Here is a 14,588-nt window from a genome sequence, read left to right as displayed (position 1 = left end):
AGCCGCTCAGGACTGGTTGCTCACGCGCTCGCGCGGCGGATCAGCTCGGGGACCAGCACAACGGGCGCGACCGCCGCACCCGCGAGGCGCGCGACGAGCGCGTCGATCGCGGCGGCACCGAGGGCGTCGAAGTCCTGACGGATCGTCGTGAGCGGAGGGCGATAGTCCGCGGCATCCGCGACGTCGTCGAAGCCGACCACCGCGACGTCGTCGGGCACGCGCCGGCCCCGGTCGGAGAGCGCCCGGAGAGCCCCGAGCGCCATCTGATCGTTCGCGGCGAACAGCGCCGTGACCTCATCGCCGAACCCGGCGACGGCGGCGTGCCCGGATGCCGCGGTCCAGTCGCCGCGCACGAGATCGGGCACCGGCCGCCCGGCCGCCTCCAGCGCGTCGCGCCAGCCGCGCTCGCGCTCGGCGGCGGCGAACGAGTCGGCGGGCCCGGCGAGATGGTGCACCGTCGCGTGACCGAGGGTCAGGAGGTGCTCCGTCGCGGCGCGCGCGCCGGCGACGTGGTCGGTCTGCACGGTCACGAACCGCGGCGCGGCGACGAGGTCGTCGGGCGGCGCGTCGACCACGACGAGCGCGAGCCCCTCGGGCACGTCGATCCCGCGCGCGAGCGCCGTCGCCTCATTGAGGATCACCGCCCCGTCGATGCCCTGATCGCGCAGCCGCGCGAAGCCGTCGGCAACCGCACCACGACCGGTCGCGGTGACCACCGTCAGGGCGAAGCCCTGCGCCGCCGCCGCGTCGGCGAGCGCCTGCAGCATCCGCGAGTTGCCGACGGAGGCCAGGGGCGACACGATCAGGCCGATCGTGTCGGTGCGGCCGGTGCGGAGAGCCCGGGCAGCGCGGTGCATGCGATAGCCGAGCCGCTCCATCGTCGCCTCGACGCGCGCGCGCGTCGCGGGGTCGACTCGGGGGCTGCCGTTGGCCACGCGGGAGACCGTCTGCCCCGACACCCCGGCCTCGGCGGCGACGTCGGCCATCGACACGCGGCGCTGGGGGCCGTCGACCATGTGAACACCTCCGGAGATCCGTTCATGTTGACGATAACACGGGCGTCGATTACCGTGTGATCGTGAAAACTCCTGAGTTCGTCACCAACCTCGCCGCCGCCGCCACCCCGGCCGCCGCCGCCTCCCCGGCCGCCGCCGCCTCCCCGGCCGCCGACACCCCGGCCATCACCCTCGGCGCCGGCGTGGTCAAACGCCCCACCCGTCTCGCGGACGGGCGCGAGCTCATCTACTACGACGACCCGGGCACCGCGCTCGGCCCGCACCGCGCCGTCGACGAGCGCGTGCTCGACCCGCGCCCCGACACCGCCACCATGCGTCAGGACGTGCTGACCGGAGACTGGATCTCGGTCGCCGCCGCCCGCCAGAACCGCGCGTTCCTGCCGCCCGCCGAGCTCGACCCGCTCGCCCCGCAGGGGCCGGCGAACCCGTCCGAGATCCCGTCGGTCTACGACGTCGCGGTCTTCGAGAACCGCTCCCCCTCGTTCGGCCCCGCCCTCGCCGAGGCGATCGGCGACGTCCCCGCCGCGGCCGACCCGCCGCGGGGACTCGACGACCTCGCCCGCCTCGGGCTCGGCCGCACCCGCACGAGCGTCGGCCGGTGCGAGGTCGTGTGCTTCTCGCCCGACCGAGCCGGCTCGTTCGGCACGCAGACGGTCACGCGCGCCCGTACCGTGATCGAGGCGTGGGCCGACCGCACCGCGGCACTGTCGGCGCTTCCCGGCGTGCAGCAGGTGTTCCCGTTCGAGAACCGCGGCGAAGCGATCGGGGTGACCCTGCACCACCCGCACGGCCAGATCTACTCGTACCCGTACATCACGCCGCGCACGCAGCGTCTGCTCGATTCGATCGACCGCACGGCGCCCGACCTGTTCGAGCGCATCCTCGCGTTTGAGCAGGAGGGCCCCCGCGTCGTGCTGCGCGGTGAGTACTGGACCGCCTTCGTGCCGTTCGCGGCGCGCTGGCCCCTCGAGCTGCACGTGCTGCCGCACCGTCACGTCGCCGACCTGGCGGCCCTCGACGACGCGGAGCGCGACGAGCTCGCGCCGTTCTACCTGAGGTTGCTGCGCGGCATCGACGCGATGTACGACACGCCCACGCCCTACATCGCGGCGTGGCACCAGGCGCCGGTGCGCGCCGGACGGCATGCCGTCCGCCTCAATCTGCAGATCACGAGCCCGCGACGCGCCGCCGACAGACTGAAATACCTCGCCGGGTCGGAGGCCGCCATGGGCGCCTGGATCGGCGACGTGCCCCCCGAAACCGCCGCAGACCGGCTCCGCGAAGCCGTCGAAGGAGTGCAGCTGTGACGACCGATGCGAACGCCCGCCGCCTCTTCGCCGACCTGACCGGTCACGATCCCGTGGGCCTCTGGTCGGCACCGGGGCGCGTGAATCTCATCGGCGAGCACACCGACTACAACGACGGGTTCGTGTTCCCGTTCGCGATCGACTTCCGCACGGTCGTCGCGGTCGGCACGCGCGACGACGGGCGCATCCGGGTCGTCTCGACCTTCGACGAGGTACCGGTCGAGGTCGCCCTCGCCGATCTCGACACGCTCTTCCCCGACCGCCGCGACGAGGTCGTCGAGTGGGCGCGCTATCCGCTGGGGGTCGCGTGGGCGCTGCAGCACGCGCGGGGTGCCCGCGACGGCGGCGGGGCGGATGCCTCGGCATCCCTCTCCGGAATCGACATCGCGGTCGCCTCCGACGTGCCGGTCGGTGCAGGTCTCTCGTCGTCGGCAGCGATCGAGGGCGCGAGTGCCGCGGCGCTGAACGACATCTGGAACCTCGGCGAGAGCCGTGTCGCGCTCGCGCGGGCGGGCCGGCGGGCCGAGAACGAGGCCGTCGGAGCCCCCACCGGGATCATGGACCAGATGGCCGCGATGCTCGGAGAGCGCGACGCAGGGATCTTCCTCGACTGCCGGTCGCTCGAGGCCGAGGTGGTCGAGCTCGGTTTCGCGCCGGCGGGCCTCGAGGTCCTCGTCATCGACACGCGCGTGACGCACGCGCACTCCACGGGCGGGTACGGCGAGCGCCGCGCCGCCTGTGAGCGGGGTGCGGCGATCATGGGGGTCGAGGCGCTGCGCGACCTCACGACCGACGACCTGCCGCGCGCGCAGGAGCTCATGGACGACGTCACCTTCCGACGCGTCCGCCACGTCGTCACGGAGGACGAACGGGTACAGGACGCGGTGCGGACGCTCCGCGCCGAGGGGCCTCGCGCGATCGGCGGACTGCTGGATGCCTCGCACGCCTCGATGCGCGACGATTTCGAGATCTCGGTCCCCGAGCTCGACCTCGCCGTCGACACGGCGCGCGCGGCGGGAGCCGTCGGCGCCCGCATGACCGGCGGCGGTTTCGGCGGGGCTGCGATCGCGCTCGTCGACCGCGAGCTCGTGCCGTCGGTGACGGCGGCGGTCGAGGCGGCCTTCGCGGAGGCGGGGTTCGGCGCCCCGCACATCTTCACGGTGCATCCCTCTGCCGGCGCCCGCCGCGACGCCTGAATCGCCGCGGCGCATAAGGTGAGGGGAATGCGCGAACCGTCACCCCCAGCCCCCGGAATCCGCCTGCGGCTGTTCCAGCTCGCCGATGCCCGCGCCCTCGCTGAGGCGTACACGAGGAATCGCGACCACCTCGCGCCGTGGGAACCGCTGCGCTCCGAGGATTTCTTCGGCGAAGCGTGGCAGGCGGACGACAGCGCGGGCTTGGGGTACTGGGTCGATCGCGGGCACACCGGGCGCGGGCTCGCCACCGCGACGGTGAGATCCCTGCTCGCCTGGGTACGGGACGATCTGCACTTGCACCGCGTCGAGGCGAGCACGCTGGTGCACAACGTCGGCTCGCAGCGCGTGCTCGCCAAGGCGGGGTTCGAGCCGATCGGCATGGCGCCGAGGTATCTCAGGGTCGCCGGCGAGTGGCAGGATCACAACCTCTATCAAACGATCCTCTCCTAAGCCGTCTGCGGCCTGGGCGGCCCTGACGTGGGGCGCAAGCCCCTGGCATCCGCGACGCCCGGCCCGTAGCGTCGACGTCGTGGGCGGCACCCGGCCTCCTGCGGAGGGAGCACATCGTGGCCTACGTGACCGTCGCGACCGAGAACTCGACCGACGTCGAGATCTTCTACACCGATCAGGGGCCGGCGGACGCCCAGCCGGTCGTGCTGATCCACGGCTTCCCCCTGAACGGCGAGTCGTGGGATCTGCAGAGCCGCGCCCTGCAGGACGCCGGGTTCCGCGTGATCGCGTACGACCGGCGCGGGTTCGGCGCCTCGTCGAAGACCGCGACGGGATCGGACTACGACACGTTCGCCGCCGACCTGCACGCCCTCATCGAAGAGCTCGAGCTCGAGGATGCCGTGCTCGTCGGCTTCTCGATGGGCACCGGCGAGATCGCCCGCTACCTCTCCCGCTACGGCGCGGGCCGCATCGCGAAGGCGGCCTTCTTCGGATCGCTCGAGCCGTATCTGCTCATCACCGACGACAACCCCGACGGCGCCGGCGACCAGGCCTTCTTCGACGGAACAGCCGATGCCGTGGCGAAAGACCGCTACGCGTTCCTCACCGGCTTCTTCCGCGACTTCTACAACCTCGACGACCTCCTCGGCGAGCGCATCTCGCAGGAGGCCGTCGACGCGAGCGTGCAGGTCGCGAACCTCGCGGGGAACGCCGCGATCGCCGCGGCTCCCCTGACGTGGCCGACCGACTTTCGTGGAGACATCCCCGCCATCACCGTGCCGACGCTCATCGTGCACGGCACGGCCGACAACATCCTGCCGATCGATGCGACGGCGCGGCGCTTCACGGAGCTGCTGCCCGACGCCACCCCGCTGACCTATGTGGAGATCGAGGGTGCCCCGCACGGCCTCTTGCGCACCCACGGCGCCGAGGTGAACGAGGCACTGCTGGCATTCCTGCGCGAGTGAGCGCCGGTGAGTCGGCGGGTCGGCGGCGGTGGTGGATGCCCCGCCGCGGCCCGCTCATGGTCGGCGCCGCCCTCGGCGCCGCAGGAGTCGCGCTGCTGACCTTCGGCGAGGTGCAGGCCTGGCGTGCCTCGCGTTCCGACTACCCGGCACCCGACGAGCGTCGGTCGGGTCCGCCGGACGGCCGCGACGTCGTGCTCGTGCTCGGTTTCCGCTCTCGCGACGACGGGCGCCTCAATGCACTGCAGGCCTGGCGCACGCGCATCGCACGCCGCTCCGCCCCGCCCGGCGCGCTGTTCGTCTTCAGCGGCGGCGCGGTGCGCGGCGACCGGCCCGAGGCCGAGGTGATGGCGCAGTACGGGGTCGCACGCCTGGGCATCCCCGCGGGCGACGTCGAGATCGAGCCGCACGCGACGTCGACGCTCGAGAACCTGACGCTCTCGCTGCCATGTCTCGCCGGGGCCCGGACCATCCGCATCGTCTCGAACACCGCACACGCCCGCCGCGCCCGGCGATACCTGGAAGGGCTCGACCCGGTTCTGTGGCGACGGCTGCGCCCGAGCGCCGACTACCGGACGCTCGAACTCGGACCCCTCCGGCTCGCGCTGACCTTCTACGACTTCGTCGCCGGTCGCCGAGCGGGTCGTGAGCCGGCCGAGCGGGCGGCACTCGCCGCGGCCGACGGCGGGTGAGCCGCGGGTGGGACGGCGGGTGGGCCGGGGCGGCCGGCGGCAGATGCGCCGCGGCGGCCGGAACCTCTCCGCTCGCGACGACCCCGCGCCGCGCGCGGACCGGGCGTCAGACCGTGCTCTCCCCGCGCACGACAGCTTCCGGAATCCGCCGCCGCATGACCGCGACCGCGTCGGGATTCTCGTCGACGAGCACGGCGTCCCGCTCGAGCGCCGCGGCGACGGCGCCCGTCGTGCCGCTGCCGGCGAAGAGATCGAGCACCCGGTCGCCGGGCCGGCTGGATGCCTGGACGATCCGTCGCAGGATGCCTTCCGGCTTCTGCGTCGGGTAGCCCGTCTTCTCGCGCCCGCTCGTCGGTACGATCGTGTGCCACCAGACATCCGTCGGCAGCTTTCCTCGTGCGGCCTTCTCCGGTGTCACGAGTCCCGGCGCCATGTACGGCTCGCGGTCGACGGCGTCGGAGTCGAAGAAGTAGGCCTTCGGGTCTTTCACGTAGACGAGGATCGTGTCGTGCTTGGTCGGCCATCGTCGACGCGACTTCGCGCCGTAGTCGTATGCCCAGATCAGCTCGTTGAGAAAGCACTCGCGGCCGAACAGGGCGTCGAGCATGACCTTGGCGTAGTGCGCCTCGCGGTAGTCGAGGTGCAGATAGAGCGTGCCGTCGTCTGCGAGCAGGCGCCACGCCTCACGCAGGCGCGGCTCGAGGAAGTCCCAGTAGTCTCCCCACCGGTCGTCGTAACGGCGCAGGTCGCCGCGCAGCCGCGCGTAGCTCGTGCCGCGGAACCCGGTCTTGATCGGCGCGTCGGCAAAACTCCTTCGATCCGCCGCGTCGGCGGCTGATTCAGTGCTTCCCGAACCGGCGGAGGCGTGGATCGGAGGAGTTCTGCCGGCCGATTCGACCGCTTTGCCCTGCGCGCGGCCGGTGTTGAACGGCGGATCGAGGTAGATCAGGGTGAACGATGCGGTCGGCAGGGAACGCGCCACCTCGAGGTTGTCGCCGTGGATGATCTCGATCGTCACGGGACACGGTGCAGCCACGCGTCGGTGGCGAACTTGGATGCCACGAGCGCTTCGGCCTCGGCGTATTCCTCGGGGGTGATATGTCCGACTTCGGCACCGTACAGGGTCGTGAACGTCTCTTTCAGCCGCGCGATGATCGCCTCTCGCGGCAGGCCCGTCTGCGCACGGAGCGGGTCGACCCGCTTCGCAGCCGAGGTCGTGCCCTTGTCGCTCAGCTTCTCGCGACCGATCCGCAGCACCTCGGTCATGACCTGGCCGTCCATGTCGTACGACATCGTCGCGTGGTGCAGCACGCCGCCGCCCGCGAGCCGCTTCTGCGCGGCGCCGCCGATCTTGCCCTTCGGCGAAGAGATGTCGTTCAGCGGCTGATAGGTCGCATCGATGCCGAGCGAGCGCAGCGCCTGCAGCGCCCAGTCGTCGAGGAAGGCGTACGAGTCGGCGAAGGTCATGCCCGCGACGAGGGATGCCGGCACGTACAGCGAGTACGTGACGATCGAGCCCGCGCCCATCATCATCGCGCCGCCGCCGGAGATGCGGCGGACGACGTCGTAGCCGTGGCGCGCGGCGCCCTCGGGGTCGACCTCGTTGCGGTACGACTGGAACGAGCCGATCACGACGGCCGATTCGTCCCACTCCCAGATGCGGAGGGTGGGGTTGCGGAGCCCGGCGCCCACGCGCGCGGTGAGCACCTCGTCGAGGGCGAGGTTCATGCGGGGAGAGACGGCCTTCTCGTGCACGACCTCCCAGGTGAAGTCCTTCCACCCGGGTGCCGTGACAAGGGCCCGGCGCACCGCGGTGCCGACCGACTCGGGGGTGAACCCGAGCAGCTGCGCGCCCTCGGGGAGGGCGGCGCGCACCGCCGCGGCGATGGCCGCGGCATCCGTCTCGACCGGCAGCCCGGTGACGGCGGCGTCGATGTCCTGCAGGGCGTCGTCGGGCTCGAGGAAGAAGTCGCCGGCGAGGTGGAAGTCGCTGATGCGGCCGCCCTCCACCTCGAGATCGACGACGACGAGCTTGCCGCCCGGAACCTTGTACTCACCGTGCATGATCCCAGCCTAGGCCGCGCGCCCGGTGGTCCGGCGGGATCAGGCGGCGGCCCGGGCGGTGGGGTCCGGCGGCGGCTCAGCCGCGCGCGGGGAAGCGGGGGTCGAGCCAGGCCAGCAGGTCGGCGATCACCTGATCGCGCGTCACGTCGTTGAAGATCTCGTGCCGCACGTCGGGGTAGACGAGGGTCGCGACGTCGGTGAGCCCCGAGCGGGTGCGGTAGGCGTCGGCGAGGCGATGCACGGCGTGCGGTCCGCCGACGGTGTCATCGCGCCCGACCATGAGCAGCACCGGCACATCGGCGGCGAGGTCCCGCGCCGGCCTTCCGAGCAGCTGCAGCGTATTGACCGGGCCGAACAGCTTCTGCAGCGATTCGGAGGTGGTGAGCGGGTCGGCGATGAAGTCGTCGACGACCTTCTGGTCGGAGGCGAGCCACTCCAGCCCGTTCGCCCCGGGTCCGTTCCACGGCTTGTTGAGGTCGCCGGCGTTCATCGACCCCGGCCAGCGCAGCGACGATCCGCTGAGGATCACCGCGTCGTACGCGTCGGCGTGCTCGTCGACGAGCATCTGGGTGAGGAACGATCCCCACGAGTGCCCGAGGATGATCAACGGCAGGTCGGGGTTCTCGTCGCGGATGAGCTCGGTCAGCTGCCAGCACGCGGCCTTCGCGGCCGGCATGCCGCCGCGGCCGAGCCGGCCGAGCTTAGAGGCGTCGCCGCCGTGCTGCTCCATGCCGGTGCGGCCGTGCCCGCGGTGGTCGTCGGCGTAGACGAGGTATCCCGCTTCGACGAGGTCGCCGATCATCGCGCGGTAGCGTCCGGCGTGCTCGCCGACGCCGTGCAGCACGTAGACCGCCGCGCGCGGCGTGCGCTCAGGCGTGTACACGTCATAGAAGATGCGGATGCCCGTGGCATCCGTGAACGTCCGCTCGTCAGCGCTCGCCGGTGACATGCGGTCAGTGTAGTGGGAGGCCCTTTCGCGCGGGGCTTCCGCGCGGTCCTTCCGCCCGGGGCTTACGGTGTTCGCGTCGCTGCTGCTGCTGTTCGGCTCGCTCGCCGACCGCGTCGGGCGACGACGACTGCTGCTGATCGGCGTCGTCCTGTTCGCCGGGGCCTCGGTCGCGGCGGCCCTCGCGCCGACCGGCGACCTGCTGATCCTCGCCCGTCTCGTGCAGGGCGTGGGCGGAGCGATGATGCTGCCGAGCACGCTGTCGCTCCTGAATGCGACGTTCCGCGGCCGCGAGCGGGGCATCGCCTTCGCGGTGTGGGGATCGACGATCGGCGGCATGGCCGCGGTCGGCCCACTCCTCGGCGGCTGGCTCACCACGTCGTTCTCGTGGCGCTGGGCGTTCGGCATCAACGTGCCCCTCGGGATCATCATCATCGTGGGCGTGCTGTGGGCGGTCGCCGAGTCGCGGTCGGAGCAGCGCACGGGGCTCGACAGCGTCGGCGCGATCCTCTCGGTCGCGCTCTTCGGCTCGCTCGTGTTCGGACTCATCGAGGGCCGCACCCTCGGGTGGTGGACGGTCGATGATCCCTTCACGATCGGCGACTGGACGTGGCCGTGGACCCTCTCCCCCGTTCCGGTGGCCTTTGCGATCGCCGCGCTCGCGCTGATCGCGTTCGTCGCCTGGTCGCGCCGCCGTGCCCGCGAGGAGCGCTCGACGCTCCTCGACCCGCGGCTCTTCTCGATCGCGACGTTCCGCAGCGGCAACGTCGCCGCCCTCGTCGTCGCGCTCGGCGAGTTCGGCATCATCCTGTCCCTCCCCCTCTGGCTGCAGTTCGTGCGCGGATTCGACGCCCTGCAGACGGGGCTGATCCTCATCGCCCTGGCCGCCGGCTCGTTCGTCGCGAGCGGCTTCGCGGGGGCATCCAGCGGGAAGATCAGTCCGGTGCGCGTCGTGCGCCTCGGCCTTGTCGCGGAGATCGTCGGTGTGATCGCGGTGGGTGTCGTGGTCGGCGCGGATGCCGGTGAGCACGGTCTCTGGGGCTGGCTGCTGCCGGCGCTGCTCGTCTACGGCATCGGCGTCGGCCTCGCCACCGCGCAGCTCACCGGCGTCATCCTGCAGGACGTGCCGGTCGCGCTGTCGGGCCAGGGATCGGGCACGCAGTCGACCGCCCGTCAGGTCGGCTCGGCGCTCGGCATCGCGATCCTCGGCACCGTGCTGTTCTCGTCGACAGCGGGCATCCTCTCGCACTCCCTCGACGAGCGCGGGCTCGAGGCGGCGCAGCGCGATCAGGTGGTCTCCGCGGTCGTCGACAGCTCGGGCGCGGCGATCTCCGGCCTCGCGTCCGACCCCGCGACCGCCGAGATCGGCGGCGACGCGAAGGTCGCGTTCTCCGATGCGACCCGGCTCGCGGCGTTCACCGCGGCGGGGTTCCTCGTGATCGGCCTGGTCGCCACGATCCCGCTCGGGCGGGGTCAGCGCCGGGGGTCGGGCGATGGGGACCCGGGCGGGGTGGGGGACTCGGCCGAGGCGGGGTCGGACACGGGGGCGCGGGCGGCGGAATCCGGGGAGTAGCCGGCGTCAGCTCACCCTTTACTTAGCACAGCTAATGAGCTATGCTAAGTATCTGTATGAACAGTGATCCCGCATCGGCCGATGAGGCCTCAGATTTCCGCATGGCCACCTTCCGGCTCGCCCGCCGCCTGCGCTCGCAGCGCGCGGTCGACTCGATGAGCGACGGGCAGTTCGCCGTCCTGGCGGCACTGTCGAACCACGGACCGCACACCCTCAGCGAGCTCGCCGACCGCGAGCGCGTCTCGGCGCCGTCAATGAACCGCACCGTCAACTGCCTCGAGGAGTCGGGGTACCTCACCCGCACCCCCGACGTGGCCGACCGGCGCAAGGTCAACATCGCCCTCACCGACGCGGGCCGCGGCGTCGTCGCCGAGACCGTGCGCCGCCGCGACTCGTGGCTCGAGCAGGCCTTCGCCGCCCTCAGCCCCGCGCAGCGCGCGACGCTGCACGACGCGGCCGCCATCATGCGAGAGGTGGCGGCGCGATGAGCAGGAGAACCGCACACGCGAAGACGGGGAACGCGATGTTCCGCTCCTTCGCCATCTTCAACTACCGCGTCTGGTTCATTGGCGCCCTCGTCTCGAATGTGGGCGCCTGGATGCAGGCGACCGCGCTCAGCTGGGTCGTGCTCACCGTCCTCACCGACAACGACGCGGGCGCGATGGGGCTCACGATGGCGCTGCAGTTCGCGCCGCCGCTGCTCCTCGTCAGCGTGACCGGGTGGGTCGCCGACCGGTTCGACCGACGCCGGCTGCTCATGGTGACGCAGTCGTCGCTCCTTATCCTCGGCGCGATCATCGGCGTGTTGCTGCTGAATGGGCTGATGACCCTGCCGCTCATGTACGTGTTCGCGCTACTGCTCGGGTTCGTCGCCGCGTTCGACAATCCCACGCGGCAGGCGTTCGTCTCCGACCTCGTCGACCGGGAGAACGCGTCGAACGCCGTCGCGCTGAACGCGGCATCCTTCAACGTCGCCCGCATGATCGGGCCGGCCGTCGCCGGCATCGTGATCGTCGCGGTCGGCACCGGCTGGGTGTTCCTCGTGAACGCCGTGACGTTCCTCGCGATGCTCGTGGCACTGTGGCTCATCCGGGTCGACGAACTCGTGCCGCGCGTGAAGGCGACCGGCGCGTCGCGGCTGGCCGACGGGTTCCGCTACGTCGGCGGCCGCCCCGACCTGCTCGTGACGTTCGTGATGGTGTTCCTCCTCGGCGCGTTCGGCATGAACTTCCCGATCTTCGCCTCGACGATGGCGCTCGAGTTCGGCCAGTCGGCCGACGGCTACGGGCTGCTGAGCTCGATCCTCGCGATCGGCTCGCTCGCCGGCGCGCTGCTGGCCGCCCGGCGCGATCGCGCGCGGATCCGCCTCGTCATCATGGGCATGGGGCTGTTCGGCGTCTCGATCGGGCTGTCGGCGCTCATGCCGACGTACTGGCTCTACGCGGCGGCCCTCATGGTGACGGGGTTCGCGAGCGTGACGACGCTCACGACGGCGAACGGCTACGTGCAGACGACGACCGACCCGGCGCTGCGCGGCCGCGTGCTCGCGCTGTACATGGCGATCCTCATGGGCGGCACCCCGCTCGGCGCTCCCGTCGTCGGCTGGGTCGCGGCGGAGTTCGGCCCGCGGGTCGCGATCCTGCTCGGCGCGGTGATGGCGCTCGTCGCCTTCGGCATCGGGTTCGGATGGCTGGTGTTGTCCGGGCGCCTGCACCGGCACGAGACGCGCCGCTTCGCCCTGTCGCTCGACGAGACGCGGCCGATCTCGATCGTCGACCCCGTCGCCCCCGAGGAGTTCAGCGACGAGGTCGCCGCGACCACGCCGATCTCGCTCCCCGACGTGCGCGTGCCCGAGCTCACCCGCGACACCCCCCGCCGCCGCACCGCCTGACCCTGGGCTCCCCTACTCCCCCGCGAGCCGCTACGCCGCGTGCCACCCACCACGATCTGTACCGCCCGCCGCGTAGCGGCTCGGCCACCGCGTAGCGGCTCGGCCACCGCGTAGCGGCTCGGCGTCGGGTTCGGCTCGGGCCCCGGCGGGCACAGCCCCCACCGAGAAACTCCCGCCCTGAGAAACCACGCACCAGGTGGTGTCTCGACTCGCCGCTGGTTTCTCACGCCGGAGCCGCGCTGCCCGGCCTCCTCCACTCCTGGGATGCAAGCCACCTGGCACCACGCCCCGTCCCCCATGCCAACCCCACGCCCCGCGAGCCGCTACGCGGCGTGCCAGCCGTCACGGTCTGCACCGCCCGCGGCGTAGCGGCTCGGCCGCGGAGTGGCGGCTCGGCGACGCGGCGGGGAGAGGAGCACCATGACCGAGATGCGGCGCGACCCGCGCAGGGCGACACCGCCGGATGCCTCGTGCCCCGGCATCCTCGTCGCCGTTCCGCGCAGCGGCGGACGTACCAGCGTGATCGTGACGACCGTCGCCGTCATGAGCCAGGCGGTCACGGCACCGGCGATCGCCACCGCCGTCCCCGCGGCGCCCCACCCCGCCCCCCGACGACGCTCTCGACCGCCGCACCGCTAACGAAGAGGGAGAGCGCGGCCATGCCGACCGCGACAACGACCCACACGGGGCGCGGTAGCAGCATCTCGAAGGCGGTCGCGGGCATCGTCCGCGTCGCGCGGCCGCGCGCCGTCTCGGAGGTCATCCGCCCATCCTGTGCCGCAGGCATCCGGACGGTCAACCGCGCGCCGACACTGGACAACTCGATTACCGATCAGTAATCTGAATGCGGTTACTGATCAGTAATCGAGCGAGCGCACCGCGAGGAAGGGCGAGCCGTCATGCCCACGATCGACCAGGAGCCGGGAAGAACCTCCTATCGCGACCTCGTCGACGGCCTCCGCGAGCGCACCGCGCACGTCGCCCGAGGCGGCTCGCCGGCCTCGCGTGCCCGCCATGTCGCCCGCGGCAAGCTGCTCGCGCGCGACCGCATCGACGCCCTGCTCGACCGCGGTTCGCCGTTCCTCGAACTCGCGCCGCTCGCCGCATGCGACCTCGGCGACGACTGGCCGGCGGCCGGGGTGATCGCCGGCATCGGCCTCGTCGAAGGCCGACACGTGATGGTCATCGCCAACGACGCGACGGTGAAGGGCGGCACCTACCACCCGCTGACGGTGAAGAAGCACCTGCGCGCGCAGGAGGTCGCCGCCGAGAACCGGCTGCCGTGCATCTCCCTCGTCGACTCGGGCGGCGCGTTCCTGCCGATGCAGGACGAGGTCTTCCCCGATCGCGACCACTTCGGGCGCATCTTCTACAACCAGGCGCGGATGTCCCGCGACGGCATCGCCCAGATCGCCGCCGTCATGGGGTCATCCACCGCCGGCGGCGCGTACGTGCCCGCGATGAGCGACGAGACCGTGATCGTCCGGGATCAGGGCACCATCTTCCTCGGCGGCCCGCCGCTCGTGAAGGCCGCCACGGGCGAAGTCGTGACGGCCGAAGAACTCGGCGGCGGCGTCACCCATACGCGCATCTCGGGCGTCGCCGACCACTTGGCCGAGAACGACGCGCACGCCCTCCAGATCGTGCGCGACATCGTCGACACCCTCCCCCGCCCCGCATCGCTGCCCTACGACCTCGGGCCCGCCGACCCACCGCTGCACGACCCCGACACGCTCGCCGACGTCGTCCCGGTCGAGCTCACAACCCCGTACGACGCGCGCGAGATCATCACGCGCCTCGTCGACGGCGGCCGGTTCACCGAGTTCAAACGCGAGTACGGCGACACCCTCGTCACCGGCTTCGCGCACATCCACGGGCATCCGGTCGGCATCCTCGCCAACAACGGGGTGCTGTTCGCCGAATCGGCCCTGAAAGGCGCGCACTTCATCGAGCTGTGCGACCAGCGCGGCATCCCGCTGCTGTTCCTGCAGAACATCACCGGCTTCATGGTCGGGCGCGAGTACGAGCACGGCGGCATCGCCAAGCACGGCGCCAAGATGGTGAACGCCGTCGCCTGCGCCCGCGTGCCGAAGCTCACCGTCGTCGTCGGCGGATCGTTCGGCGCGGGCACGTACTCCATGTGCGGGCGCGCGTACTCGCCGCGGTTCCTGTGGCTGTGGCCGGGGGCGCGCGTCTCGGTGATGGGCGGCCCGCAGGCGGCATCCGTCCTCTCCACGGTGCGTGGGGAGCAGTTGGATGCCGCGGGCACCACTTGGTCCGATGACGAGCGCGTCGCGTTCGAGCAGCCCATCCGCGAGCAGTACGAGCGCCAGGGCAGCCCCTATTACTCGACCTCGCGGCTGTGGGACGACGGCGTGATCGAGCCCGCGCAGACGCGCGACGTGCTCGGCCTCGCCCTCGACGTCGTCTCCCGCACCCCCATCGCCGATGCGCCCGGCTACGGCGTCTTCCGGATGTGATGCCATGA

Annotated in this window: 14 protein-coding genes; 9 read left to right on the top strand and 5 right to left on the bottom strand. The window is 71.9% G+C overall.

Features of this window, described 5'->3' with window-relative positions; translation table 11 throughout:
* Positions 1-20: 20 nt before the first annotated feature.
* Positions 21-1,016, bottom strand: a complete 996-nt coding sequence (locus tag LOK55_RS08800; RefSeq protein ID WP_229935075.1) for a LacI family DNA-binding transcriptional regulator — start codon at positions 1,014-1,016, stop codon at positions 21-23.
* Between the two features lie 164 nt (positions 1,017-1,180).
* Between LOK55_RS08800 and galT the strand changes: the two genes are divergently transcribed.
* The 5 genes from galT (at position 1,181) to LOK55_RS08775 (ending at position 5,626) form a co-directional block, all read left to right on the top strand.
* Complete coding sequence (gene galT / locus LOK55_RS08795; RefSeq protein ID WP_229935099.1) at positions 1,181-2,323, top strand: galactose-1-phosphate uridylyltransferase; 1,143 nt, start codon at positions 1,181-1,183, stop codon at positions 2,321-2,323.
* Positions 2,320-3,519 (top strand): galactokinase, encoded by a 1,200-nt coding sequence (gene galK / locus LOK55_RS08790; RefSeq protein WP_229935074.1) that lies wholly within the window; start codon positions 2,320-2,322, stop codon positions 3,517-3,519. Before galT ends, galK begins: the two co-directional genes overlap by 4 nt.
* Before the next feature lie 27 nt (positions 3,520-3,546).
* Positions 3,547-3,969, top strand: coding sequence for a GNAT family N-acetyltransferase (locus tag LOK55_RS08785; RefSeq protein ID WP_229935073.1), 423 nt, complete (start codon positions 3,547-3,549; stop codon positions 3,967-3,969).
* Positions 3,970-4,085: 116 nt separating this feature from the next.
* Positions 4,086-4,937, top strand: coding sequence for an alpha/beta fold hydrolase (locus LOK55_RS08780; RefSeq protein WP_229935072.1), 852 nt, complete (start codon positions 4,086-4,088; stop codon positions 4,935-4,937).
* Between the two features lie 35 nt (positions 4,938-4,972).
* The gene (locus tag LOK55_RS08775) at positions 4,973-5,626 is read left to right on the top strand and encodes a YdcF family protein (protein WP_229935071.1); all 654 of its coding nucleotides are present in this window, start codon (positions 4,973-4,975) and stop codon (positions 5,624-5,626) included.
* Between the two features lie 106 nt (positions 5,627-5,732).
* On the opposite strand, the gene LOK55_RS08770 is transcribed toward LOK55_RS08775, so the two are convergent.
* The 3 genes from LOK55_RS08770 to LOK55_RS08760 all read right to left on the bottom strand — a co-directional run bounded on the left by LOK55_RS08770 (position 5,733) and on the right by LOK55_RS08760 (position 8,639).
* Positions 5,733-6,644: a site-specific DNA-methyltransferase gene (locus tag LOK55_RS08770; RefSeq protein WP_229935070.1), complete on the bottom strand. Its 912-nt coding sequence runs from the start codon at positions 6,642-6,644 to the stop codon at positions 5,733-5,735.
* Positions 6,641-7,690 carry a lipoate--protein ligase family protein gene (locus tag LOK55_RS08765; protein WP_229935069.1) on the bottom strand — a complete coding sequence of 350 codons (1,050 nt, stop codon included), beginning with the start codon at positions 7,688-7,690 and terminating at the stop codon, positions 6,641-6,643. The genes LOK55_RS08770 and LOK55_RS08765 overlap by 4 nt, the downstream gene beginning before the upstream one ends.
* Positions 7,691-7,766: 76 nt before the next feature.
* Positions 7,767-8,639, bottom strand: a complete 873-nt coding sequence (locus tag LOK55_RS08760; protein WP_229935068.1) for an alpha/beta hydrolase — start codon at positions 8,637-8,639, stop codon at positions 7,767-7,769.
* A gap of 67 nt (positions 8,640-8,706) precedes the next feature.
* Here LOK55_RS08760 and LOK55_RS08755 point away from each other — a divergent pair, with 67 nt between their 5' ends.
* The 3 genes from LOK55_RS08755 (at position 8,707) to LOK55_RS08745 (ending at position 12,100) form a co-directional block, all read left to right on the top strand.
* Positions 8,707-10,209, top strand: a complete 1,503-nt coding sequence (locus LOK55_RS08755; protein ID WP_229935067.1) for an MFS transporter — start codon at positions 8,707-8,709, stop codon at positions 10,207-10,209.
* A 101-nt stretch (positions 10,210-10,310) separates the two neighbouring features.
* Positions 10,311-10,697 carry a MarR family winged helix-turn-helix transcriptional regulator gene (locus tag LOK55_RS08750; RefSeq protein WP_374107640.1) on the top strand — a complete coding sequence of 129 codons (387 nt, stop codon included), beginning with the start codon at positions 10,311-10,313 and terminating at the stop codon, positions 10,695-10,697.
* Positions 10,694-12,100 carry an MFS transporter gene (locus LOK55_RS08745; RefSeq protein WP_229935065.1) on the top strand — a complete coding sequence of 469 codons (1,407 nt, stop codon included), beginning with the start codon at positions 10,694-10,696 and terminating at the stop codon, positions 12,098-12,100. Before LOK55_RS08750 ends, LOK55_RS08745 begins: the two co-directional genes overlap by 4 nt.
* Positions 12,101-12,423: 323 nt before the next feature.
* Here LOK55_RS08745 and LOK55_RS08740 read toward each other — a convergent pair whose 3' ends face one another.
* A complete protein-coding gene (locus LOK55_RS08740) occupies positions 12,424-12,678 on the bottom strand; it encodes a hypothetical protein (RefSeq protein WP_229935064.1) in 255 nt (84 codons plus the stop codon).
* Positions 12,679-12,999: 321 nt separating this feature from the next.
* Here LOK55_RS08740 and LOK55_RS08735 point away from each other — a divergent pair, with 321 nt between their 5' ends.
* Positions 13,000-14,580, top strand: a complete 1,581-nt coding sequence (locus LOK55_RS08735) for a carboxyl transferase domain-containing protein (protein WP_229935063.1) — start codon at positions 13,000-13,002, stop codon at positions 14,578-14,580.
* Positions 14,581-14,588 lie beyond the last annotated feature (8 nt).

The organism is Microbacterium sp. F2E (assembly GCF_020905435.1).
GTDB classification, from domain to species: domain Bacteria; phylum Actinomycetota; class Actinomycetes; order Actinomycetales; family Microbacteriaceae; genus Microbacterium; species Microbacterium lacticum.
This window is presented reverse-complemented; position numbering and strand designations above follow the sequence as displayed.

Excerpts from the sequence above, each read along its gene's own strand:
- LOK55_RS08800 (WP_229935075.1), bottom strand. The coding sequence starts at position 1,016 with ATGGTCGACGGCCCCCAGCGCCGCGTGTCGATGGCCGACGTCGCCGCC.
- LOK55_RS08785 (WP_229935073.1), top strand. The coding sequence starts at position 3,547 with ATGCGCGAACCGTCACCCCCAGCCCCCGGAATCCGCCTGCGGCTGTTC.
- LOK55_RS08775 (WP_229935071.1), top strand. The coding sequence starts at position 4,973 with ATGCCCCGCCGCGGCCCGCTCATGGTCGGCGCCGCCCTCGGCGCCGCA.
- LOK55_RS08765 (WP_229935069.1), bottom strand. The coding sequence starts at position 7,690 with ATGCACGGTGAGTACAAGGTTCCGGGCGGCAAGCTCGTCGTCGTCGAT.
- LOK55_RS08760 (WP_229935068.1), bottom strand. The coding sequence starts at position 8,639 with ATGTCACCGGCGAGCGCTGACGAGCGGACGTTCACGGATGCCACGGGC.
- LOK55_RS08750 (WP_374107640.1), top strand. The coding sequence starts at position 10,311 with ATGGCCACCTTCCGGCTCGCCCGCCGCCTGCGCTCGCAGCGCGCGGTC.
- LOK55_RS08745 (WP_229935065.1), top strand. The coding sequence starts at position 10,694 with ATGAGCAGGAGAACCGCACACGCGAAGACGGGGAACGCGATGTTCCGC.
- LOK55_RS08735 (WP_229935063.1), top strand. The coding sequence starts at position 13,000 with ATGCCCACGATCGACCAGGAGCCGGGAAGAACCTCCTATCGCGACCTC.